Genomic DNA, 22,845 nt, shown 5'->3' on the forward strand with positions numbered 1-22,845 from the left:
GTCATTCCTCGAGAATCATGACGCAGTCGACCACGCTGGGGCCTGCTTCGCCTACCAGAACGGGGTTGAGATCAAGCTCCGACAGGCGGGGTTCCATCGCCGCCGCCCAATGCGACAGGCGGAACAGCAACAGGGATATCGCTTCGCGGTCGACGGCGGGTTTGCCACGAACGCCGTCGAGAATCCTGCTCATGCGCAGGTCGTCCAGCATGGAGTACGCCTCGCTCCGATCGAACGGTGCGCGGCGGAAGGTGACATCCTTGAGAACCTCCACCAGTATGCCTCCAAAGCCCACCATGACGATCATGCCGAAGACCGGATCGCGCTGCACACCGATCACGAGCTCGACATGCCCCTCCGCCATTTCCTGGACGAGCACACCCGACAATCGGGCATCGGGCATCGCAGTGCGGGCCCGTTCGATCAAAGCGCGATATCCGGATCGGATGCCTGCCTCGTCATCGATGTTCAAAATGACGCCATCGATCTCGGTCTTGTGAGGAATATCCGGGGACTCGATCTTCAAGGCCACGGGGCGAGCGCTGTCGCGCCACAGGGCAACTGCGTGGTCCTCGCTCTCGGCGAGCCTGGCATGTGCCATGGGAATGCCTGCTTCGCGCAGCCAGGACGATGCCTCCACGGTGGGCTGCATGCCGGAGCCAGTGGTACCGGGACAGGCAGGGGACCCTGATGGGCTGACGGCATCTTCGCTGGTCTTGCGTTGCATTCCGTAACGCGCAAGCGCGGCTGCGGCTTCGACGGCGCGTTCCCCCGCCGTATAGACGGGGATGTCTGCGGCGCGCAGCCCCTTTATGGCGGCGTCGGGAGCTGCGACCCAGCAAACAAGAAAGGGTTTGACGGTGCGTTGCTGGATTTCGCGGAAAATACCGAGCAAGGGTTCGACATGGGCCGTCATCAGCTGCAGCCAGACGATCGCGACGTCGATGTCCGGATCATCGAGAAGGCTAACGACGGATTCTGTCAGCAGCTCGGGCCGGGCGACGAACTGACCGGTGACATCCACCGGATTGCCGGCTGCGCCGAAGGCAGGCATGACAGCGGCAAGTCTTGCCTGCGTTGCCGCGCCCAGTTCAGGTACTGTGAGGCCGACTTCCTCGGCGCGGTCCGCCATCATGACGCCCGCACCGCCAGACTGGGTTGCGATGCCAAGCCCGCTTCCGCAGGCGCGGCGCGGCTGGCAAAAGACTTCCAGCATGTCGAGCATCTGTTCTTCGTTGCGAGCGCGCAGGACGCCATATTGCCTTACCACAGCGTCGAACACCGCGTCGGACACGGCGAGCGCGCCGGTGTGCGACGCAGCGGCACGGGCACCTGAGGACATGCGGCCGACCTTTGTCAGAATCAGCGGCTTTCCGAGTTCCTGGCATTTGCGCGCAAGACGAACGAGAGCATCCCCATCGGTAATACCTTCGAGATAACCGGCTGCGACCTTGATGCGCGGGTCTTCGACAATTGCCATCATCAGCTCGGCAAAACTCAAATCCGCCTGATTGCCGGTGTTCAGGAAGTATCCGAGACCCAATCCCCTCTGGCGCACGAGGGCCGCTATCGCCGTGCCGAAGGCGCCTGACTGCGTGACGAAAGCGATCGGGCCGGCGCCGGTTTCGCCATCGGCATACTGGCTGAAGGTCGCGTAGACATTGTCGAATGCATTGACGAAACCGAGACAGTTGGGCCCGAGGAGAATGACCCGCGCCGCCTTTGCCGTTTCCGCCAGCCGTTTCTCCAGCACCTTGCCTTCATCACCCATCTCACCAAAGCCTGAGGAGAAGATGACGGCGGTGCGGATACCCTTCCTGCCGAGTTTCTCGACGCAATCGCACACATGGGCGGCGGGCAGGGCGATGATCGCCAGGTCGGCGGCTTCGGGAAGCGCCTCGATGCTCGGATAGCAGACAAGGCCCGCTATCTCCTCGTATTTGGGATTAACCGGCAGGATGCGCCCGGCATAACCTTTTTCGATCAGATGCTTCAGGGGGCGTCCGTTGACCTTGCCGAAGTCTGAGGAGGCGCCGATGACGGCTATCGATTTCGGATTTAAAAGCCGGCTAATAGTCTCGCGGCGGTCGGGGTTTGCATAGGTCATTGGCGCGGCCCTAGAATGACGAGATATTGGTCTGGGCGCGCCCGAGAACGAGCGCGTGGATGTCGTGCGTGCCTTCGAGCGTGTTGACGGTTTCCATGTTCATCAGGTGGCGGATGACGTGGTATTCGTCGGAAATGCCGTTGCCGCCATGAATGTCGCGCGCCATGCGCGTTATCTCCAGAGCCTTTCCGGCATTGTTTCTCTTCAACAGGGAAACCATCTCGGGGCTTGCCTTTCCCTCATCGCGCAGGCGGCTCAGATGGATACATGACAACAGGGCGAGCGTGATTTCGGTCTGCATGTCTGCGAGCTTTTTCTGGACCAACTGGTTCGCTGCCAGCGGTTTTCCAAACTGCTTTCGATCCATCGCGTATTGCCGCGAGGTCTGCCAACAGAATTCCGCCGCACCGACAGCTCCCCAGCAAATGCCGAAACGGGCATTGTTTAGACAGCCGAATGGTGCCCCGATGCCTTTTGCACCGGGCAACAAATTCTCATCGGGAACGAAGACATTGTCCATGTGGATCTGTCCCGTGGGAGAAGCGCGGACGGAAAACTTGCCTTCGATCTTGCTTGTGCCGAGACCTTCCATGCCGCGCTCAAGAATGAAGCCGCGGACGGTTCCTTCGTCGTCTTTCGCCCAGACAATCATGATGTCGGCTATGGGTGCATGGGTGATCCATGTCTTGTTTCCGGTAAGGCGATAACCCCCGTCGACCTTGCGGGCGCGGGAATGCATGCCTCCGGGGTCGGAACCGTGATCGGGTTCCGTCAGACCGAAGCATCCCAGCATTTCCGCACGCGCCATGGCGGGCAGAAATCTCTCGCGTTGCTCTTGCGAGCCGTAGAGATAAATCGGCAGCATGCTGAGTGTGCTCTGCACGCCTAGCGCCGAGCGGAAGCTCGTGTCCACCCGTTCGAACTCGCGAGCGATCAATCCATAGGCGACATAGCTGATGCCTGCGCAACCGAAGCCTTCAATCGTTGCCCCGAGGAAACCAAGGTCGGCTATTTCCCGCATGACCTCGATGTCGAAGGTCTCATTGCGGTTCGATTCCAGAATACGCGGCATCAGCTTGTCCTGCGCGTAGCTGCGCGCAGTGTCGCGGATCATGATTTCTTCCTGCGTCAGCAGGTCTTCGATGCGAAAGGGATCCTCCCAGGAGAACTGGGCCCCCTTCATCCGTGCCCGGTCGAGGATATGCTGCGCCGGTTCAGGATTTTCCATGGGTTCTCCTCCCGAGATGCAATCAGAAACGATCTCTATTGTCCGCCCTGCCGAAATCCGGCGTGCGCTTCTGGAGAAAGGCGTCGACGCCTTCCTGCTTGTCGGCTGAGCCGAGGCAGATCTGGAACCAGCGATGTTCGTAGTCGATAGCGTGGTCAATCGTCATGTCCGCGCTGCGCGAGACGGTGTCGATGATCGCCCGTGCGGAAACCGGCGCGAGCTTTGCGAGCCTGTGCGCGATGCTGGAAACCTCCTCGTCAAATATCTCTGGCGCTACGACCCAGTCGACGATGCCCAGCTGTTCCGCCTGCATCGCATCGACATGCTCGGCGAGGAGGATCATCCGCAGGGCGCGTCCCCGGCCGACCAGCCGGGTCAGGCGCGCGGTTCCGCCATTGGCGGGCAGGATGCCGATTCGCGTTTCGGGCAGACCGACCTTCGCGGTGGCGCTTGCGATTCTCAGATGGCAGGCAAGCGCGAGTTCCAGCCCGCCGCCAAGCGCATATCCATTGATTGCCGCAAGGGTCGGAAAGGGCGCTGTCTCGAGCCTGCGGGCGAGTTCGCGCCGGGCGCCGAAGTCGATCTCGTTCCAGGGGGTGCGTCGCTGCATCTCCTCCAGATCGGCTCCTGCGGCAAAGGCCTTGTCGCCCGTGCCGCGCACCACCAGCACGCGCGTGCCGGAGGGAAGATTGCGGACGGCATCGAGAGCCTCCGCGATCATCTGATTGTTCAGCGCGTTCAGCACGTCGGGCCTGTCGAAGGTCAGAAATGCCTTGGCCCCTTCCTGGTGAAACCTGATCGTCTGATAGTCGGACATAGTCATCAAAATCCCGGTGAGGCCCACCTAGCTAGTAAGACGAGCTTTTCTGGTCCAATTTATTTTGATGACAATGATTATTCAGAACCTGAATAAAACATGCGGTGGCGATGTACCGCTTTGTCCAAAGCAGGACCTGACTTTCGCGCACAGGCTAGAGATTTTCGCACAGGGCGATGAGGTGATTGCGCAGCCAGCGGTGGGCAGGATCGGCATCGTGCGTGTCATGCCAGATGAGAAACACCGGAAACTCGGGCGTGCGCACAGGAACCGTATAGGTCTTCAGGCGGAAATGATCCGCGTAGATGAAGGCCATTCTGCGCGGCAGCGTTGCAAGGAGGTTGGAGCGCTGAACCACTGCCGGCATGGAGAGGAAATGCGGAACGGTGAGCGCGATGTCCCGCTTCAATCCCCGCTTGTTGAGCGCGAGATCGATCATGGGTCGGGATTTTCGTCGTGGGGTTATGACAACGTGCTGGAGATCGAGATAGCTGTCGAGGGTGAGTTGCTCCCCGAGCTTCGGATGATCGATGCGGGAAAGCGTCACCAGACCTTCGGTGAGAACGCATTTGCTGACGAAGCCCTCGCCCTGCAGGGCGAAATAATCCAGTGCGAGGTCAACTGTTCCTTCGCGAAGTTCGCGCGTCAACAATGAACTCGGCTCAGGCCGGATCTGGATGTGGATGCCGGGCGCGGCCTCCGCCAGCCAGTCGATGAAGCGTGGAATCAGTACGGTTTCGCCATAATCCTCGACGGCTATGACGAATTCGCGGTTGGATTTGGAATAGTCGAACTCCTCATCGCCACGGAAACCCCGCTCCAGGAGTTCCAGAGCCTGGCGAATGGGATCGCGCAGTGACTTGGCGCGCGGCGTCGGCACCATGCCACTCCCTTCGCGCTTGAATAGCGGGTCGTCGACGGTGTGGCGCAGACGCGCCAATGCATTCGACACTGCCGGCTGGGAAAGGTTGAGGCGTAACGCCGCCCTTGAGATGCTGCGCTCGGAATAGACCGCGTCGAAAACCAATAACAGGTTGAGGTCCATCGATCTGAGATTCATGAAAGCTCCTCCTCGTGGCACGATCACAATATTTAGCCTGTCAATAAAATCTATTCCCTATAGAAATTAGACAAATAATCCTCTCCTGCACATCCTTGGCTCGGATAATGAAGGGCCGGCATGCATTCGTTGCCCGCCCAGGGAGGAGAATTCATGCGAGGAAAGGTAGCCATTGTCGGCTATGGCCGGACGCCCTATAGCCGGCTGAAGCCGGGCGAGCCCGTGCTTACGGTGGATGAGTACATCGCCTGGGCGGCTGAACTGGCGCTTGAACGGGCGGGTATGTCGAAATCCGATTTCGATGGTCAAGGGCTTGGCGTTTCGCATGCCGAAGTGGCTCATACCGTCAACTGGTCGGCGGCGACGGCGGAAAATCTGGGCATCAGTCCGAACGCCCTGATCCGTGGCGATCAGGGAGGGTGTTCGGCCACATCGATGCTCATCCGCGCTGCGACATTGATCGAGGCCGGCGTGATTGACAGGGCCCTGATCGTGGGAGCGGACACGCCCCTCAGCATGCCTTCTCTTGCACCGGGTCTGCCATTGTCGCCAGAGCGGACGCGCGGCGTCTTCTGGGATTTCCAGGGGCCATTCGGGGTCATGGGAGCGACGGCCCAGTTCGCGCTGATATTGCGCCGCTACATGCATGAACATCAGGTGACGCCCGAGCAGCTCGGCAAGGTGGCGGTCACCAACCGGTATCATGCGTCGTTGAATCCCGGTGCAATCTACCGGAAGCCGTTCACGCTGCAGGAATATCTGGATTCGCGGATGCTATCGGATCCGATCCGGCTCTTCGATTGCGTGCCGATCGTGAATGGCGGGCTGGCCTATATCGTGACCTCGGCCGAATCCGCCAAGGCCATCACGGACAGGCCTGTCTATGTGCTCGGCTTCGGCGAAACCAACAATTTCTATTCCGGGTCGCGGGTCTTTCCCGATGTGACCGTTACCGGTTTTTCGGAGTCGGCGCCGCGTGCCATGGAAATGGCGGGCGTCGGGCACGACGATATCGATTTCCTTCAGCCCTATGACGACTACCCCTTCATTTCCATGAAAACCATCGAGGATTGGGGGTTCTGCAAGAAAGGCGAGGGCGGCAAATTCCTTGAGGAACACGACCTGCGGTTCGACGGCGATTTTCCGATGTCCACCGACGGCGGGCAACTCTCCGGCGGGCAGCCCGGCGGTGCCAATGGCGGTTTCATGCCGCTCGTGGAAGGCGTGACGCAATTGCGGGGTGAGGCCGAGGGGCGGCAGGTCCCGAATGCCGGCATCGGTGCCGTCTGCGGTTTTGGCGGCATCCCCTATGGGCGTCCGGGGCGGAGCTGCATTTCAGTCATTCTCGGATCGGAGGCGTGAAGATGGAAAGCATAGCGGCCAAACCCCTGCCGGACATTACCGACCTGACGCGCCCGTTCTGGACTGCGGCGCGCGAAGGGCGGCTCGTGATGCAAAAGTGCCCCAGCTGCGGCACGGTGAATTTCCATCCGAAGCCCTGGTGCATCGAATGCGGGGATCGTGGGCTGGAATGGACCGAAATGCAGACTGGCGGAACGGTCTATTCCTACACGGTCTCCCACTCCGTTGCGATGAATCATCTGGGCTGGCAGGCGGAGCTGCCCGTCATCATGTGCCTGATCGATATCGATGGCGGCGCAAGGATGTATGCGCAGGTCACCGACGTGGCCGCGGAGGATATGCAAATCGGCATGAGGGTGAAGGCCTATTTCGAGCCGATCAGTGAAGAAGCGGGCATCCCGAAATTCCGGCCTGCATGAGCTTTCCGAAGGGGGGCGCCAAGAGCGGCTCCACCCTTTGGACTGGAGAAGCACGCATTTTCTGGGAGGAGAATTGCTATGAAAATCGCATCGAACTCGATAAAACGCGGCCTCGCCATCGGCGCGATTGCACTGGCCGCAGCATCCCTGTCGCAGGGCAGTGCCCTGTCGCAGGAAACGACACAGATCAATCTTATCAGCGCTCCGTTCGGCACCGGCTCCTATGTAATGGGATCGGCGCTTGAGGAGATTTCCAAGAAGAGCGATATCGGTGTCACGATCACGCATTCGGAAAGCCCCGGCTTCGTATTCAACATCAAGAAGCTGGACAATGAGCCGGAGTTGAAAACCAACACGATCGTGGGGTCGGGCGGTGGCGTGCAGGGTCTTGCGAAAGCAGGCGTCGAACCCTTCGACAAGAAGTATCCGGGCTTCAAGCTCATCGCCAACTACAATCTGAATTCCAGCTGGCTGGCGACGCTCGACAAGAACATCAAGACGATCGAGGACCTGAAGGGAAAGAAGGTCGCGGTCGGACGGCGGGCGCAGATCAACTGGGCCATTCAGCCGGTCGCAATCCTGAGGGATGGCTGGGGTCTCAGCGACAAGGACGTCAATATTCAATATGTCGGAACGAAGGAATCGGTGGACGCGCTGCTCGACGGCACGGCCGACGCAGCGATCGTCGGCGGCTACATCGATCCGGTCAGCGACAGGATGATGCTGAGCCCGCAAACCATCGAGTTTCTGGCATCGGGGCGCAATCCGCATCATCTCGACTGGGGTGCGGACATGGTCACGAAGGCGCGTGAGGCCGGTGTAAGCATGGCCAATGTGACGATACCGGCCGGTGTCGATCCCACCATCACCGAGCCCATGGCGGGCTTCGCCGACAGCGTTGCCTGGATGGTCGCACCGGAGTTTCCCGAAGAGGTCGCCTACAAGGTGACCAAGCTGATTCTCGATAACATTGAGAAGTTCGGCGAATACCAGGCGACAGGCAAGCTGATGTCTCCCAAGGGCATGATCTACGGATGGGATCCAGAGGACATTCATCCGGGAGCGCTGCGCGCCTATCGGGAAGCCGGCCTCATCGATTAGCCGGCATCAGCATATTGGGGAGCCGCTCGAATGTACTCGAAGCGGCTCCTCCCGAGTTTTCAAGAAACAACTCACTGCGCTTTGCCCGCGCCTAACGGAGCATCGAAGCCATGCAGATCAGATTGTTGGACGGCGCCATTCTTGCGGTCGGGCTGATGATGGTCGCATATCAGATGGTATCGACCCAGTACCTGTTTCTCGGTTCCTACGAACACCAAGCCGTGCATCTCGGCTTCATCTTCGTCTTGCTGTTCCTGAACCAGGCGCGCAATGCGCGGGGCGCGTTCGGAACCATATGCAATATCGGGCTGGCCGTGCTTGGCGTAGTTGCGGCCGGTTATGTGTTTGTGAACATCGTCCATCTGGAAGAAGTCTTCGGCTATCCCGAAGGGATAGACGTGGTGGTGGGCGTTCTCCTGATTGCGCTCGTGGTGATTGCCACCCGGGCCACATGGGGATGGACGCTGCCCATCGTGTCGGCGATCTTCGTCGGTTACTTTCTGTGGGGCCACCTCATTCCGGGGCACCTGCATCACCGTCCGTTCAATTTCGACTATGTCGTCTCTTATCTGAGCATCGGGCTGTCGGGCATTTTCGGCACCTTTCTCGGCATTTCCGCCAATCAGGTTTTCCTGTTCGTGGTATTCGGTTCGCTGCTCGGCATCATCAAGGTAAATGACTTTTTCCTCGAGGCAGGCAAGATCGCCGGTAAGGCCTTCCGCGGCGGCCCCGGCCAGACTGCAGTGGTTTCAAGCGGCTTCATCGGCATGATTTCGGGCGCGGCCGTCGCCAATGTCGCGGTCACCGGCGCCTTCACGATCCCTTACATGAAACAGGTCGGCTACAAACCCGAGCATGCGGGAGCCATCGAGGCAACGGCATCGACGGGCGGGCAATTGATGCCCCCGGTCATGGGGGCAGCCGCCTTCCTCATGGCATCCTTTCTCGGCGTTTCCTACGATGCGGTGATGCTGGCGGGCATACTGCCTGCCATCCTGTATTTCTGGGGCGTCATGCTGGGCGTGCAGTTCCTGGCCGTGCGTTGCGACATCCGCCCACCGCTCGAGCGGATCAACTACCGCGTTCTGCTGCGGCGCCTGCCCCTGTTCGCGCTTCCGCTGGCGGTGCTCGTCACCATGCTGATCCTGCAATACAGCCCGGCGAACGCGGCATTCTGGGCGATCATCCTTGCCGTGGCCCTGTCCTATGTCGATCCGCAGACGCGGCCGAAATACCCGCATCTTTGCCGCAGCCTCACCAGTGGGGCGATCATCGGGGCGCAGATCGGCATTTCCCTGGCTATCGTCGGACTGGTGGCCCAGACGCTGATCACGACCGGCCTTGGCAACAAGATCGCAAGCCTTGTCGAGCTTCTGAGCGGAGGCAATCTTCTGATCGGGCTCCTGCTGACGATGGTCGTCTCGATCATTCTGGGGTGCGGCGTGCCGACCAGCGCAGCCTATACGCTGGTTGCCATCGTGGTCATTCCCTCGGTGATCAAGATGGGGGTCGATCCGATGGCCGCGCATTTCTTCTCATTCTACTTCGCCGTCATCTCGTCCCTCACGCCGCCGGTGGCGCTTGCGGCCCTGGCGGGTGCGGGGCTTGCCGGGGCGCCCTATTTCAAGACTTCGCTTTCGGCTGCAAAACTGGCCATTTCCGGCTTCATCATTCCGTTCCTGATCATCTTCAACCCGCTGCTGACCTTTAATCCGGTCAGTTGGGCCTGGGGTATCGGGACCATTGTCGCCGTCCCTCTCGGCATGACTGCGCTTACCGCAGCGATCTACGGGTGCGGGTTGACGATGTTCACGGCCCGGGAACGGCTCCTTGCCGCCGTGTCGGCGTTCTGCCTGCTTGGATATTCGGTGTTCCGACACGTCGATGAACTACCGATCGAATATCCGATGCTGGTGATTGGCTGTGTCGTGTTCGCCTGGGTGCTGATTTCCCAGATCAGGGCCAATCAGGAAAGCGGCAAGGCGATGCGTCCGGAATTTCAGAACACATAGCGCTTTTATCAAATCGCCTTGCCCGCGGTCGCACCGCGGGGGCGAGGCCTCGACCCAGGAGAATTGTTGCCATGACCAAGATGACGACAGAGGAAGCCTTCGTAAAAGTCCTTCAGATGCATGGTATCGAGCATGCGTTCGGGATCATCGGCTCGGCCATGATGCCGGTTTCCGACCTGTTTCCGCAGGCGGGGATCACCTTCTGGGATTGTGCGCATGAAACCAATGCGGGGATGATGTGCGACGGTTTCATCCGTTCCACCGGCAAGATGGCGATGGCCATCGCGCAGAACGGGCCCGGTGTTACCGGCTTTGTGACCGCGGTGAAGACGGCCTACTGGAATCACTCGCCGATGTTGCTTGTGACGCCGCAGGCCGCCAACAAGACAATTGGTCAGGGCGGCTTTCAGGAGATGGAGCAGCTCCGGCTATTTGCCGACTGCGTATGCTATCAGGAGGAGGTTCGCGATCCCTCAAGGGTTGCGGAAGTTCTCAACCGTGTGATCCAGAAGGCCTGGCGGGCCTCCGCGCCGGTGCAGATCAACATCCCCCGGGATATCTGGACGAGCGTCATCGATGTCGAACTTCCGCAGATCGTGCAGTTCGAGCGGCCCTCGGGCGGCGAAGAGGCCGTGGCGAAAGCCGCGCGTCTTTTGTCCGAGGCCAGGTTTCCCGTCATTCTATCGGGTGCGGGGGTCGTGCTTTCGGGTGCAATTTCCGATCTCGTTCGACTGGCGGAGCGCCTCGATGCGCCCGTCTGTTCGAACTATCAGCACAATGACAGCTTTCCCGGTTCGCACCCGCTTGCAATGGGGCCGCTCGGCTACAACGGATCGAAGGCCGCGATGGAGACCATCGCGAAGGCGGATGTCGTGCTCGCGCTTGGCACCAGGCTCAATCCGTTTTCGACATTGCCGGGGTATGGCATCGATTACTGGCCGGCCGGTGCAAAGGTCATTCAGGTCGATATCAACGCCGACAGGATTGGCCTGACCAAGAAGGTCTCCATCGGGATCGAGGGTGATGCGGGCAAGGTTGCGCGCGGAATTCTCTCGCAGCTTTCTCCGGAGGCTGGCGACGAGGGGCGAATCGAGCGGCGTGATCTCGTCGCCCTGACCAAGTCGCGCTGGGCGCAGGAGCTTTCATCGCTCGATCATGAACTCGATGATCCGGGCACCGTGTGGAACGAGGAAGCCCGCCAGCGGGATTCCGATCTGATGAGCCCGCGGCAGGCCTGGCGCGCCATTCAGGTCGGGCTGCCGAGAGATGCGGTCATCTCGTCGGATATCGGCAACAATTGCGCCATCGGCAATGCCTATCCAATGTTCGACGAAGGGCGCAAATATCTCGCGCCCGGCCTTTTCGGGCCATGCGGATACGGCTTTCCGTCGATCCTTGGCGCCAAGATCGGCAACCCGGATACACCCGTCGTGGGCTTTGCCGGGGATGGCGCGTTCGGCATTTCCATGAACGAGATGACAGCGTGCGGCCGCAAGGGGTGGCCGGCCATCACAATGGTCATCTTCCGCAATTATCAATGGGGCGCGGAAAAGCGGAACACCACGCTCTGGTACGACAATAATTTCGTCGGAACTGAACTGGATCGGGGTACCTCCTATGCCGGCATTGCAAAAGCATGTGGCGCGCATGGTGTGACGGTTCGCTCGACCGAGCAGCTTACCGAAGCGTTGGCAGATGCTGTCGAACGGCAAATGAAGAAGGGTGAGACCACCTTTATCGAGGTGCTTCTCAACCAGGAGCTCGGTGAACCCTTCCGGCGCGATGCAATGAAGAAGCCGGTGGTTGTCGCAGGCATCGACCGGTCCGACATGCAGCCGCAGAAGATGGCGGTCTGAGCCGCGCGAAACCGGAAGCTTCAAGGGCGATATGATCGATGAAGCCGCTTCTTCGAATCTACGATATCGCCCGCACGGCTCAACGGTATATTCTTTTGCCGGAGGGGGACGACCCGCGTATTCAGCGGGCCGCGGTCCGCGCCGTGCGGGAGGGACTGGCGCGCGTGACGTTGCTCGGGGACCCGTCCGTCCTGAGGCCGGCGCTGGAAGAGCTGGGTGCGGGCGGTCTCGTCGGGATCATCGATCCCGATCGTGCAGACGATATCGATGAGCTCGTACGGGAATATCACCGCCTGAGGGCGCACAAGGGGGTGTCCTTGCAGCAGGCGCGGGCCGGCGTTGCTGATCCGATGATACAGGCGGCATTGCGGGTTCGTCTTGGGCAGGCCGACGGCACGGTTGGTGGAGCAAGCCATACCACCTCGCAGACCCTGCGTGCTGCGTTGCAGCTCATAGGGCCTGCGAGCGGCGTGTCGGTGGTTTCGAGTTTCTTTCTGATGCTCTCCTGCGAAACCCGGGCGGCGGTGAAGGGCGGCATGATCTTTGCCGATTGCGGGTTGAACGTTCTGCCAGATGCGGGGGAGCTTGCTTCGATAGCGAGAGCTTCCGCCGTCACGTGCCGCCAGCTCCTGAACGAGGAACCGCGCGTGGCGATGCTCTCGTTTTCAACAGCGGGTTCGGCGGAGCATGCAAGCCTCGGCAGGATACGCCAGGCGGTGTCGATGATCCGTGAAGCGGAGCCGGACCTCGAGATCGATGGGGAATTGCAATTCGATGCGGCCATCGACGATGCGGTGCGCAAGCACAAGGCGCCCATGAGCCGGCTTTCGGCGCGTCCCAATGTCTTCATCTTCCCGGACCTGGCTTCCGGTAATATCGGTTACAAGATCGCCCAGCGTCTTGGCGGGCTGGACGCCATTGGGCCGATCCTCCAGGGGCTGGCGCTTCCTGCGAACGACCTGTCGCGGGGATGCAGTGTCGATGACGTGCTGGCCGCCATCGCGATCACCGCAGTGCAGGCGGCAAGTGCCGGAACGGTTCAGGCCAGAAGGTCCATTTCGAGCCGGATGTAATCGCCGCGATAGATCACGTCTGCCAGGTAGAGAATCTGTCCGCTGGCATCGCACAGGATGCGCCGCACATTGGCGACCGGGTCGCCGATGGCGAGGCCGAGCAGGCTGGCGGTCTCGTCATCGCTCTTTCCGATCACAAGCGTCTGGTGCGCCTTGCGGATGTCGATGTCGGGCGAGCGCAAAAGAACCGGCAGGGCCAATTCCTCACGCAACCGTGCGGCATGGCGCTCGAACACCGGCACCGCGCAATAGATCGCGATGATGCAATAGTGCTGCCCCTCGCGCGAATGCATGCGGCGCAAGAGGTGATAGCCCTCCGGTGCAGGAGTTCCGATTTCGGGGGAGCCGGGAAGTTCCGCCCGCCGGTCTTCCAGACCGACGAGATCCGGCGTGTCGCCCGAATAGACTTCAAGGAGATCGGCGAGGCGCGTCTCCACCTTGAGCGGTCTTTGGGCGGGAGCCTGCGGCAGCACCGTCGTGCCGCGCCCCCGGCGTGGTGCCAGAAGACCTTCCTGCTCAAGCAGCTTGACCGCCTGACGGACCGTGATTTTGGCGACGGAGAACTCATTGGCAAGATCGCTCAGCGTGGGCAATAGATCACCTTCGCGCCATGTCCCGCGCGCAATCCTCTGGCGCAGGATTTCCGCGACCTGGAGATAGAGAGGCGCGCGGCTCTGGCGGAGAACATTTTGCGGTGTCATGTGTCTCGTCGTCTCCTTGCGCGGCGTCCGGACAAGGGACGGCAGGGCGCCTCAAGCCTTAAATATCTATATTTAGACATTTCGGGTTGCGCGCAAGCCGTGCGGAGATTATGCCTAAATATAGAACTTTTCCCTAACCCCTGCGGACCGACGCCTGCGGGAAGGAGCAATATGTCCGGCTACGACTATATAATCGTCGGCTCGGGAACGGCGGGCTCGACCCTTGCCAACCGGCTTACTGCAGATGGACAAACACGGGTGCTGCTATTGGAGATGGGGGGCCATGACCGGCGCTTCTGGCTCAAGCTGCCGGTGGGTTATTTCAAGTCGATCTACAACAGCCGCGTTTCTCATCTTTACCGTGGCGAACCGGATGAAGGCATTGCCGGACGGCGGATGGATTGCCCGCGCGGCCGTGTGGTGGGCGGGTCGAGTTCCATCAATGGATTGATCTTCATCCGTGGGCAGCATCAGGATTTCGACGATTGGGAGGCCATGGGGGCGACCGGTTGGGGGTATCGCGATGTGCTGCAGAGCTTTCGCAGCATCGAGCGCTACGATGGCCCGCCTTCACAATATCGCGGCGCGCATGGGCCGCTCGGGGTGTCCGACCTGCGCAACGACAATCCGGCCTGCCGGGACTGGCTCGATGCGGCGCGCGGCTACGGTCTGCCCGACAATCCCGATTTCAACGGCGAATCCACCTACGGCATCGGAAGCTATCAGCTGACGCTTAACGGACGCTGGCGCGACAGCGCGGCTACCGCTTTTCTTCACCCGGTGCGCGATCGCCAGAACCTCACCGTGGCACTGCGGGCAGGGGTGACGGGCCTTGTCTTCGAGGGCAAGCGGGCGGTCGGCGTCACCTACCTTCAGAACGGCGAACAGAAGAGCGTGCGCGCCGAGCGCGAGGTGATCCTGTGTGCGGGCTCCGTGCAGACACCGCAGCTTCTCCAGCTCGCCGGCATCGGTCCGGCGGCGCTGTTACGCCAGCACGGCATCAAGGTGCGCCATGACGCGCCGGAGGTGGGGGCGAACCTGCAGGACCATCTCCAGATGCGCACCATTGTCGAACTCACCGACAAGCGCGATTCCCTCAACGATCACGTCCGCAATCCGTTGAAGCTCGCGCAGATGGGTCTTGAATGGCTTTTCGGCGCGCGGGGGCCGCTGACGGTCGGCGCGGGACAGGTGGGTGGTGCGATGTGCACCAAATATGCCGATGCCGGCCGGCCCGACCTGCAGCTCTTCGTGATGCCGCTCTCCGTGGACAAGCCAGGCACGCCTCTGCATCGCTATTCAGGGTTCACCACCTCGTTCTGGCAATGCCATCCCGAAAGCCGGGGCGATATCCGCATTCGCGATACTGATCCCTTCTCCGATCCGGAAATCCGGCTCAATTATCTGTCGCGCCAGCGCGATTGCGACACGATGGTCGAAGGCATGCGTATCGTTCGCGAGCTCTATCGCCAACCGGCATTCCGTGACCGCTGGCGGCGCGAGGTGATTCCGGGAGAGGAGTATCAGACCGACGAGGAAGTGCTCGGCGCGATCCGACGCATGTCCGGCACGGTCTATCATCTGGTCGGCACCTGCCGCATGGGCTCGGACGAGCATGCGGTTGTCGACCCGCAATTGCGTGTCAACGGCGTCGAAGGGCTGCGTGTGGTCGACGCGTCGGTCATGCCCAGGATCACGTCCGCAAACACAAACGCGCCCACCTACATGATTGCCGAGAAGGCGGCCGGGATCATTCTTGGCACAAACGATGCCGCCCGCGGCGAGCGTCCGGCCGCGTGAGCGTTCCCTCCTGCACGAACTTGAGAAAGCACCAGAAATGACGATTGAAATCCGCAATCCCGCTGCTCCGCAAACCATTGTCGCGACCTATGAGGAAATTGGGGATAGGGCGCTCGATGCAATCATCGAACGGGCTCGCGCAGCCCAGGCGGGCTGGAAGGCTGTGCCCCAGCCCGAGCGCGGGAAGCGTGTCGCTGCCTTTCTCGATGCGCTCGAGGCGGCAACGGAGGAAATAGCGGCTTCGATCACGAGGGAGATGGGAAAACCGCTCGCGGAGGCGCGCGGCGAGATCGGCAAAGCCATCGGCGAGGGCCGCATGACCGTCGCACGGGCAGGGGCTCCCATCGGCGAGGTCTTTCCCTCGCAGGTGCCGGGAACGGTGGCCTATACGACGCGCAGGCCGCGGGGTGTGGTGCTTGGCATCAATCCCTGGAATTTCCCGTTCAGCACCCCGGTGCGCAAGGCAATCCCTGCGCTGGTCTATGGCAATGCGATCATTCTAAAGCCCGCGAGCCTGACGCCGGGTGCATTGGTCATCATGGAACGGATCGCTGCCGAGACGCTGCCTGAAGGGTTGTTGCAGGTCGTCATCGGCTCGGGCGCGCTGGCGCAGACACTGTGCGAGCATTCGGGTATCGACGCCATCAGCTTCACCGGCTCGGTCGGGGTCGGCAAGCGCGTGGCGATCGCAGCGGCGAGCCATCTGGCGGAGGTGTCGCTGGAGCTCGGCGGTAAGAACCCGGCAATCCTCAACGATGCGAACGATCTCGACAAGGTGCTCGACCAGATCATGGCCGCCGCATTCGCGGTGTGCGGACAGCGCTGTACTGCGGTCAGCCGGGTCATCGTCAACGAGAAGATCGCCGAGGCCGTCACGGCGGGCCTAGCAGCGCGTGCCCGGGCCATCGCGCCAGGCGACCCCTCGTTGGAAGGGGTCAGAATGGGGCCGCTCTCGAGCCGCAAGCAGCTGGAGGATGTCGCCGGTTTTGTCGCGCGGGCGCGTGCGGCGGGGGCGACCGTGGCGGCGGGCGGTGAGAAGATCGATACGCCCGAGGGCGGCTTCTTCTACGCGCCGACCATTCTTTCCTCAGTGACGCGGGACATGGAAGTGGCGCGCGAAGAGGTGTTCGGGCCCGTGCTTTCGGTGATCTCCTACGCGGATATCGACGAGGCGCTGTCCATCGCCAATGAGGTTTCCTATGGCCTGGCATCCTGCCTGTATTCCGAGCAGGCACCGGTGATCGAGCGTTTCGCGGCTGAAAGCGAAAGCGGCATGCTGCATATCAATGCCGGCAGCTTTCCGGAAAACCATCTGCCGTTCGTCGGCGTGAAAGACAGTGCGCTCGGTGTCGGCGGATCGAACGGCCCCTCGACCATCCAGTTCTACACGTCGGAACATACGGTCTATCGCCGCGCCATGGCTTGAAACGCCTGACGGAACGGCCGCGTGACCCGGGGGACGCATCCGGCGTCTCCCGCCTGTCGTGTTCAGATTGCCCGCATACCCGGTCTGGGCTAGCTTGCGCGCATGTTGAACGACATCAATCTCAACCTGTTGCGATCCTTCTTCATGATCGCGGAGGAGCGCAGCCTCACACGGGCGGCGGCGCGACTCAACATGAGCCAGCCTTCCGTGAGCCAGGCATTGCAAAGGCTCGAAGAGCAGCTTGCGTGCCAGCTTGTTCTGCGCGGCAGCCGCAAGTTCGAACTGACGGCGCGCGGGCAACGCGTCTATCAGGAATGCAGCGAGATTTTCCGCTCGGTGGAGCGGATCGGCCAGCTCACCCAGGAGAGATATGTCGAGGAGTTCGGCGAGCTTCGTCTGCAGATCATCTCCAACCTGGAATCATCGCTGATCGACGAGGCGCTGCGCCTTTATCATCAGCGGCATCCCTCGGTTACCTGGGTAATCGAAGTGCAGAACAGCCAGGAGACGGTGAGGCGCATTCAGACGGAGAAATGCGGCATCGGCCTTTGCCTTCTCGCGCGCCCGGTCTTCAGCCTGAATTGCGAGCTTCTGTTCCGTGAGGATTTCAGCGTCTATTGCGGCGCGGAACACCCGTTCTTCGGACGCAAGGAGGTGGAGAAACGGGAGCTGCGGCAGGAATCCTTCGTCTCCTTCACCTGCGCCACCAAGGGCATGGGGCTCGAACCCATGACGGTGCTGAGCGAGAGCCTGGGGCTGGGCGAACGCATCAGCGGCGAAAGCCCCAATCTGGAGGAAGTGCGCCGCATGATCGTGGCCGGGCTGGGGATCGGCATCCTGCCGGTCACCGCAGCCCAGGACGAGGTCGCAAAGGGGCTCTTGTGGCCGCTCGAAATCAAGGACTTTCCGCTTGGGGCGGACGTGTTTCTCGTCACGCATCCCGAGTGCGAATATTCGCCCGCAGAACAACGCTTCCTTGAATTGGTCTGCGAGTTGCGCGGGCTGTATCCGGACATGCACTGAAGGCGCATGACCCCTGCCTGTCCGGCCGCTTTCACCGGTCGGCGCGCGCCACCACGGCATGCAGCAGAACGTTCACGCCCGGCTCGAGATCGGCGCGGTCGCAATTCTCCTCGTTGTTGTGGGTGATGCCGCCCTTGCAGGGCGTGAAGATCATCGCTGTCGGGCAATGGCGGGCCAGGAAATAGGCGTCGTGACCGGCCTGGGACTGGATGTCGCGCCAGTCATAGCCCATGCGGACCGCTTCTTCCCGGATACCGTCGACCATTGCGCGGTCGAAAATGTCTCCGCCCCAGAACCATTCGTCCTCGATGACGGCCTCGCAGCCGGCGCGCGCAGCGCTTTCGAAGACGGCGCGGCGCATCTTTTCTCCCATCACCCGTGCGGTGGCGGGGTCGGGATGGCGCACGTCGCAGATCGCCTGGGCCGTGTCGGAAAGGATGCCGGGTTTGTTCGGCCAGGCAGCGAGCCGCGCGCCGGTGGCCTTACCGTCACCGATGGCGAAATCCCAGCCGATATCGTCGACGGCGGTCAGCCAGCGGGCGCCGGCGATCAGGGCATTGCGGCGCAGGTCCATCGGGGTTGGACCGGTATGTGCCGTCTTGCCTGAAAAACGCACGCGCATGCCGTAGCTCGGGTAGCCGCCCGTCACTACACCCACATCGCGCCTTTCCAGATCGAGGATGGGTCCCTGCTCGATGTGCAACTCGTAATAGGCGTCGATCTCGCCGGCCTCGCAGGGCTTGTTGCCATTGTAGCCGATGCGTTCGAGTTCGGAGCCGAAACGCGCGCCATCGTCTGAGATCAGATCCTTGACCCACTCGACGTCATAAGCACCCACAAAGCAGCCCGAGGCGACCATGGGGGGCGAAAAACGCGCGCCTTCCTCGTTCGTCCAGTCGACGACCACGATGGGGCGCTTGGTAACGTGCCCGACATCGTTGAGTGTGCGGACCACTTCCAGCCCTGCCAGAACCCCCGCAATGCCATCGAACCTGCCACCATTGATCTGGGTGTCGAGATGGCTGCCGATCAGGATGGGAGGCAGCGAGGGATCCGTGCCTTCACGCCTTGCGAAGATATTGCCCAGCTCATCGATCTCGACGGAGAGTCCTGCGTCGCGGCACCAGTTCACGAAGAGATCGCGCATCGTGCGGTCGTCGTCGGTCAAGGTAAGCCGGGCCAACCCTCCCTCGCGTCCGCGTCCGATTTCGGCGGAACTCTCGATCGTCGACCAGTAGCGGTCGATGTTGATGCGTGTGTTCGATGCGAACGACATGGTTCACCTTTCAAAGCGATTACAGGGATAGCGTCACATACCGAAGGTCATGAGGGACATGAGGCCGGGGAAGAGAACCAGAAGAACCATGATGAATATCATGACGCCGAGGAAGGGCAGGAGATAGCGGAAAGACGCGGCCATCGGTATGCCGCCGGTGCGGCATGCCGCCATGAGGTCGATGCCGAGTGGCGGCGTGTTGGCGCCGATTGCCAGATTGATGGTCAGAAGCACACCGAAATAGACGGGGTCGATCTCGTAGGCGCGCATCACGGGCATGAATACGGGGGCCAGAATGAGAATGATGGCGATGGATTCCATGAAGGTTCCCAGAACCAGAACGGCAAGCATCATCAAAAGCAGGGCCAGCGTGGCGCTGCCGGTAGCGCCGGTTATCGCGTTGACCACCAGTTGCGGTACCTGCTCGACGGTCAGGATCCATCCGAAAACGGAGGCTGCGGCGATGACGATGAGTATGGAGCCGGTCATCTCCGTGGTTTCGCGCAAAAGGTCGAAAATCTTCGCGAAAGTCAGCTTGCGGTAGACGAAAGCACCGACCAGGAAAGCATAGGCGACGCCGATGCCGGCAGCCTCGGTCGGTGTAAAGACACCGAAACGAATGCCGCCGACGATGATAATCGGGGCAAGCAGGGCGAAGATGGATTCGCGCAGCGCCGTCAAAAACCGCGCCCACGAAAATGGCTCGCCGCCCTTCCAGCCATTCCTGCGCGAAATCCACCAGGCAACCACCATCAGGCCGAGGCCCAAGAGGATGCCCGGACCGATCGAGTGAACGAAGAGCTGGCCGATCGACGTGCCCGTGGCGGTTCCATAGACGATCAGCACGATGGATGGCGGTATGACGGTGCCCAGCGAGCCGGCGCATCCAAGGCCGGCTGCCGAAAAGCCCGGATGATAGCCGCGCTCCTTCATGGCGGGCAGCAGCATGGAGCCGATGGCCACCACATCGGCGACGCCGGAACCCGAAAGAGAGCCGAACATCATGCAGGCGGCGATCATCACGATAGCGAGGCCGCCCGTACGCTGGCCGACCGCAGCCGCGCACAGATTGACGATGCGCGGGGCCAGTCCTCCATGCACCATCAGGAGGCCGGCAAGAAGAAAGAGAGGGATTGCCAAAAGCGTGAAACTGTCGATGCCGGCCACCATGCGCTGGGCGACAACCATGACCGGAAGGGCGTTGCCGACCAGGAGATAGGCAACCGAGGAGAGAGCCAGCGCGATGACGATGGGCGCATCGATCAAAAGCAGGAGAATGAAGACGACAAACAGAACGATCAGGGCGAGGCTCATTTGCGCAGCTCCGCAAAGGCAAGGGCGACGAACGCGAAGACGGCGGTTACCGGAAGCGCGAGATAGACAAGACCGGCTGGCCAGCTCATCACGGTGGTTTCATGCGACCAGGTCAGCACGGTGATCTTCCATCCCGACCAGAAAACGACGACCAGGAAGAGGAAGGTCGCCAGATGCGCGAGCGCGGACAGGACCCTGCGAAAGCGGCCGGGTGCAACCATGAGATCGGTCAGTCCGGCGCACAGATGCGTGCCGCGAATGAAGGCGGAAACGGCGCCGACGAACGTCACCCAGATCAGGAGCAGGCGGGGGATTTCCTCCGACCAGCGCGGTGTGAAGGAGAAGACGTAACGGCAGATGACGACATAGACGATCATGCAGGCGAAGACGGCGATGCCCGCAGCCCCGACAGCCCGCGCCAGCCTGTCGATGGCATTTGCAACCCGCGACTGCGGAACCGATGTATCCGACATGTCAACCTCGCTGACTTGGTAGTGCCCTGGACTGGGCAGTACCCCGGACTGGGCAGCGCCCTGTCTTTGCGTTTCCTCATCGAGGCGGAGACCGGGTGGTTTCATCCGGTCGCGAAACGCTCTGGAGCACTTGTCCTGAACGGCGGAAGGGCCGGCCCGGCGTGGCGAACCGGCCTTCGGGATTACTTGCGGTAGCGATCCATCACAGCAAGGAGTTCAGGGCCGAAGACATCCTTCTGGCTTTCCCAGATGGGTTGCAGAGCCTCGATGAAGGCAGCCTTGTCAACATCGTTGAACTGCATGCCCTTCGACTTCAGTTTCTCCATGAGTGCGGTCTCGCTGTCAGCGATCATCTGTCGCTGGGCATTACCCCATTTGACGGCAGCTTCTTTCACCACGGCCTGGTCCTCGGGCGAAATCTGCGCCCAGGTGACGCTCGATACGGTGAGGCAGGCGGCGCCCCAGATGTGGCCCGTCATGGAGACGTATTTCTGCACTTCGAAGAAGGAGGCGGAATCGATGATGGAAAGCGGGTTTTCCTGCGCATCGAACACGCCCTGCTGGAGCGCGGAATAGAGTTCGCCGAAAGACAGCGGTGCCGGCTGCGCGCCGAGCAGTTCGAACGTGGCGAGGCGCACCTTGTCGGGTGTCACCCGGATTTTGAGACCTTCGAGATCGGCGGGCTTTTCGATCGGGCGGACATTGTTGGTGATGTTGCGGAAGCCGTTCTCCCACCAGCCCAAAACCTCTATGCCCTTGGGACGCAAGAGGTCGGAAAGGGCCGTGCCGAGGTCGCCATCGAGCGCGGCGAATGCCTGTTCGCGGCTGGTCCATGCATAGGGCATCTCGATGATGCCGAATTTCGGCTCGACGAACTGGAACGAGCCGCTTCCGATGAGGCCTGCCTGGATCGTGCCGATCTGCATGCCCTCGATGACTTCCTTCTCCGTGCCCAGCTGGCCGGAAGGGAAGACCTCGATCTTGACGCGGCCCTCGGTCTTTTCGGCAACGTCCTTGGCGAACCCGGTCGCGGCCTCATGCCAGCTATGGGTATCGGCAAGCACATGGCCGAGGCGAATGGTGGTTTCGGCAGATGCCGGAGACTGAGTGGACAGGCCAAGGAAGCCTGCCAGAACGGCGGCCGAAACACTGCGGATAATGGTTGAAGTTCCCAATTTCATGTCACCCTCTTGTTGTTGTGTTTGTTCCAGCAAACATTAATCGGAGAGGGTGTCGGCAAGCGCAAATAGACGGGCGCAATGGCAAACATTGCATCCGCTTATGGAAACGACATGTCTTTTCGACCGTTTTCCGGGCAGCGGTTGCCTCAGTCGACAGTCGCAATGCATTCGATCTCGATGTCGAAATGCGTCCATGGCCTGATGGTCACGCAGCTTCTTGCCGGGAAGCCATTGGGGAAATACTCGCGGTAAACCGCATTCATGGGGCCTGCGAAATCATTGTCCGTGATGAATACGAGTGACTTGAAAACGCGCTCGAAGGAAGAGTCGGCATGACGCAGCGTGACACCGAGGGCCTCCATGCAAGCCCTTGTCTGCGTTGTGATATCGCCTTTGACGATTTCGCCCGACTTCAGGTCTATCGGCGGCATGCCGCAGGTGTAGAGAAGCCCGTCGACGCGCGTCAGAGCGGAAGTGGGGGCGCCGAGCCTGCGAATGGCGTCGGAAATGACAGGGATTTCGATGATCTCGTGTTTCATGGCCAGGGGTCCCGTTGGGTTGCCTCGTCTCCTATCGGGTGAGGGCGAAGCGATCTATCTCCATCCTTATGCGTATT

The 22,845-nt window shown here is 61.1% G+C and carries 19 protein-coding genes; 9 read left to right on the plus strand and 10 right to left on the minus strand.

The genetic code is table 11. The features are described 5' to 3' along the window. Position 1: 1 nt before the first annotated feature. The 4 genes from NA8A_RS14545 to NA8A_RS14560 all read right to left on the minus strand — a co-directional run bounded on the left by NA8A_RS14545 (position 2) and on the right by NA8A_RS14560 (position 5,212). A complete protein-coding gene (locus tag NA8A_RS14545) occupies positions 2-2,107 on the minus strand; it encodes an acetate--CoA ligase family protein (protein WP_009451082.1) in 2,106 nt (701 codons plus the stop codon). A 10-nt stretch (positions 2,108-2,117) separates the two neighbouring features. Next, entirely contained in the window at positions 2,118-3,335 is a 1,218-nt protein-coding gene (locus NA8A_RS14550) for an acyl-CoA dehydrogenase (RefSeq protein ID WP_240532794.1), read from the minus strand. Between the two features lie 22 nt (positions 3,336-3,357). After that, positions 3,358-4,152: an enoyl-CoA hydratase/isomerase family protein gene (locus NA8A_RS14555; protein WP_009451084.1), complete on the minus strand. Its 795-nt coding sequence runs from the start codon at positions 4,150-4,152 to the stop codon at positions 3,358-3,360. A 154-nt stretch (positions 4,153-4,306) separates the two neighbouring features. Next, a complete protein-coding gene (locus tag NA8A_RS14560) occupies positions 4,307-5,212 on the minus strand; it encodes a LysR family transcriptional regulator (protein ID WP_009451085.1) in 906 nt (301 codons plus the stop codon). A 153-nt stretch (positions 5,213-5,365) separates the two neighbouring features. Here NA8A_RS14560 and NA8A_RS14565 point away from each other — a divergent pair, with 153 nt between their 5' ends. From NA8A_RS14565 to pta, 6 genes are all read left to right on the plus strand, one after another. Next, the gene (locus NA8A_RS14565; protein WP_040672641.1) at positions 5,366-6,574 is read left to right on the plus strand and encodes a thiolase family protein; all 1,209 of its coding nucleotides are present in this window, start codon (positions 5,366-5,368) and stop codon (positions 6,572-6,574) included. Between the two features lie 2 nt (positions 6,575-6,576). After that, a complete protein-coding gene (locus NA8A_RS14570) occupies positions 6,577-6,993 on the plus strand; it encodes a Zn-ribbon domain-containing OB-fold protein (protein ID WP_009451087.1) in 417 nt (138 codons plus the stop codon). 78 nt (positions 6,994-7,071) lie between these two features. Continuing rightward, positions 7,072-8,094: a TAXI family TRAP transporter solute-binding subunit gene (locus NA8A_RS14575; protein ID WP_009451088.1), complete on the plus strand. Its 1,023-nt coding sequence runs from the start codon at positions 7,072-7,074 to the stop codon at positions 8,092-8,094. A 110-nt stretch (positions 8,095-8,204) separates the two neighbouring features. Further along, a complete protein-coding gene (locus NA8A_RS14580) occupies positions 8,205-10,106 on the plus strand; it encodes a TRAP transporter permease (RefSeq protein WP_009451089.1) in 1,902 nt (633 codons plus the stop codon). A gap of 71 nt (positions 10,107-10,177) precedes the next feature. Continuing rightward, complete coding sequence (gene xsc, locus NA8A_RS14585; RefSeq protein ID WP_009451090.1) at positions 10,178-11,962, plus strand: sulfoacetaldehyde acetyltransferase; 1,785 nt, start codon at positions 10,178-10,180, stop codon at positions 11,960-11,962. 38 nt (positions 11,963-12,000) lie between these two features. Beyond that, a complete protein-coding gene (pta, locus tag NA8A_RS14590) occupies positions 12,001-13,035 on the plus strand; it encodes a phosphate acetyltransferase (protein ID WP_009451091.1) in 1,035 nt (344 codons plus the stop codon). Here pta and NA8A_RS14595 read toward each other — a convergent pair. After that, positions 13,002-13,736, minus strand: coding sequence for a GntR family transcriptional regulator (locus NA8A_RS14595; RefSeq protein ID WP_009451092.1), 735 nt, complete (start codon positions 13,734-13,736; stop codon positions 13,002-13,004). The two genes, pta and NA8A_RS14595, sit on opposite strands and share 34 nt — an antisense overlap. Before the next feature lie 171 nt (positions 13,737-13,907). On the opposite strand from NA8A_RS14595, the gene NA8A_RS14600 reads away from it, so the two are divergent. The 3 genes from NA8A_RS14600 (at position 13,908) to NA8A_RS14610 (ending at position 17,985) form a co-directional block, all read left to right on the plus strand. Continuing rightward, complete coding sequence (locus NA8A_RS14600; protein ID WP_009451093.1) at positions 13,908-15,536, plus strand: GMC family oxidoreductase; 1,629 nt, start codon at positions 13,908-13,910, stop codon at positions 15,534-15,536. 37 nt (positions 15,537-15,573) lie between these two features. Continuing rightward, complete coding sequence (locus tag NA8A_RS14605; RefSeq protein WP_040672688.1) at positions 15,574-16,962, plus strand: aldehyde dehydrogenase family protein; 1,389 nt, start codon at positions 15,574-15,576, stop codon at positions 16,960-16,962. Positions 16,963-17,064: 102 nt separating this feature from the next. Next, positions 17,065-17,985 (plus strand): LysR family transcriptional regulator, encoded by a 921-nt coding sequence (locus NA8A_RS14610; RefSeq protein ID WP_009451095.1) that lies wholly within the window; start codon positions 17,065-17,067, stop codon positions 17,983-17,985. Positions 17,986-18,016: 31 nt separating this feature from the next. Here NA8A_RS14610 and NA8A_RS14615 read toward each other — a convergent pair whose 3' ends face one another. The 5 genes from NA8A_RS14615 to NA8A_RS14635 form a co-directional block, all read right to left on the minus strand. Further along, the gene (locus tag NA8A_RS14615) at positions 18,017-19,261 is read right to left on the minus strand and encodes a Zn-dependent hydrolase (RefSeq protein ID WP_009451096.1); all 1,245 of its coding nucleotides are present in this window, start codon (positions 19,259-19,261) and stop codon (positions 18,017-18,019) included. 33 nt (positions 19,262-19,294) lie between these two features. Further along, entirely contained in the window at positions 19,295-20,575 is a 1,281-nt protein-coding gene (locus NA8A_RS14620) for a TRAP transporter large permease (RefSeq protein ID WP_009451097.1), read from the minus strand. Then, entirely contained in the window at positions 20,572-21,048 is a 477-nt protein-coding gene (locus NA8A_RS14625; protein WP_009451098.1) for a TRAP transporter small permease, read from the minus strand. Before NA8A_RS14625 ends, NA8A_RS14620 begins: the two co-directional genes overlap by 4 nt. A gap of 182 nt (positions 21,049-21,230) precedes the next feature. Then, positions 21,231-22,229, minus strand: a complete 999-nt coding sequence (locus NA8A_RS14630) for a TRAP transporter substrate-binding protein (protein WP_009451099.1) — start codon at positions 22,227-22,229, stop codon at positions 21,231-21,233. A gap of 146 nt (positions 22,230-22,375) precedes the next feature. Beyond that, a complete protein-coding gene (locus NA8A_RS14635; protein WP_009451100.1) occupies positions 22,376-22,768 on the minus strand; it encodes a RidA family protein in 393 nt (130 codons plus the stop codon). Between the last annotated feature and the right edge of the window lie 77 nt (positions 22,769-22,845).

It is taken from the genome of Nitratireductor indicus C115 (assembly GCF_000300515.1).
GTDB classification, from domain to species: Bacteria; Pseudomonadota; Alphaproteobacteria; order Rhizobiales; family Rhizobiaceae; genus Nitratireductor; species Nitratireductor indicus.

Bases quoted from the DNA above. Each gene is read 5' to 3' on its own strand.
- NA8A_RS14545 (WP_009451082.1), bottom strand. From the start codon at position 2,107: ATGACCTATGCAAACCCCGACCGCCGCGAGACTATTAGCCGGCTTTTA.
- NA8A_RS14550 (WP_240532794.1), bottom strand. From the start codon at position 3,335: ATGGAAAATCCTGAACCGGCGCAGCATATCCTCGACCGGGCACGGATG.
- NA8A_RS14555 (WP_009451084.1), bottom strand. From the start codon at position 4,152: ATGTCCGACTATCAGACGATCAGGTTTCACCAGGAAGGGGCCAAGGCA.
- NA8A_RS14560 (WP_009451085.1), bottom strand. From the start codon at position 5,212: ATGAATCTCAGATCGATGGACCTCAACCTGTTATTGGTTTTCGACGCG.
- NA8A_RS14565 (WP_040672641.1), top strand. From the start codon at position 5,366: ATGCGAGGAAAGGTAGCCATTGTCGGCTATGGCCGGACGCCCTATAGC.
- NA8A_RS14570 (WP_009451087.1), top strand. From the start codon at position 6,577: ATGGAAAGCATAGCGGCCAAACCCCTGCCGGACATTACCGACCTGACG.
- NA8A_RS14575 (WP_009451088.1), top strand. From the start codon at position 7,072: ATGAAAATCGCATCGAACTCGATAAAACGCGGCCTCGCCATCGGCGCG.
- NA8A_RS14580 (WP_009451089.1), top strand. From the start codon at position 8,205: ATGCAGATCAGATTGTTGGACGGCGCCATTCTTGCGGTCGGGCTGATG.
- xsc (WP_009451090.1), top strand. From the start codon at position 10,178: ATGACCAAGATGACGACAGAGGAAGCCTTCGTAAAAGTCCTTCAGATG.
- pta (WP_009451091.1), top strand. From the start codon at position 12,001: ATGAAGCCGCTTCTTCGAATCTACGATATCGCCCGCACGGCTCAACGG.
- NA8A_RS14595 (WP_009451092.1), bottom strand. From the start codon at position 13,736: ATGACACCGCAAAATGTTCTCCGCCAGAGCCGCGCGCCTCTCTATCTC.
- NA8A_RS14600 (WP_009451093.1), top strand. From the start codon at position 13,908: ATGTCCGGCTACGACTATATAATCGTCGGCTCGGGAACGGCGGGCTCG.
- NA8A_RS14605 (WP_040672688.1), top strand. From the start codon at position 15,574: ATGACGATTGAAATCCGCAATCCCGCTGCTCCGCAAACCATTGTCGCG.
- NA8A_RS14610 (WP_009451095.1), top strand. From the start codon at position 17,065: ATGTTGAACGACATCAATCTCAACCTGTTGCGATCCTTCTTCATGATC.
- NA8A_RS14615 (WP_009451096.1), bottom strand. From the start codon at position 19,261: ATGTCGTTCGCATCGAACACACGCATCAACATCGACCGCTACTGGTCG.
- NA8A_RS14620 (WP_009451097.1), bottom strand. From the start codon at position 20,575: ATGAGCCTCGCCCTGATCGTTCTGTTTGTCGTCTTCATTCTCCTGCTT.
- NA8A_RS14625 (WP_009451098.1), bottom strand. From the start codon at position 21,048: ATGTCGGATACATCGGTTCCGCAGTCGCGGGTTGCAAATGCCATCGAC.
- NA8A_RS14630 (WP_009451099.1), bottom strand. From the start codon at position 22,229: ATGAAATTGGGAACTTCAACCATTATCCGCAGTGTTTCGGCCGCCGTT.
- NA8A_RS14635 (WP_009451100.1), bottom strand. From the start codon at position 22,768: ATGAAACACGAGATCATCGAAATCCCTGTCATTTCCGACGCCATTCGC.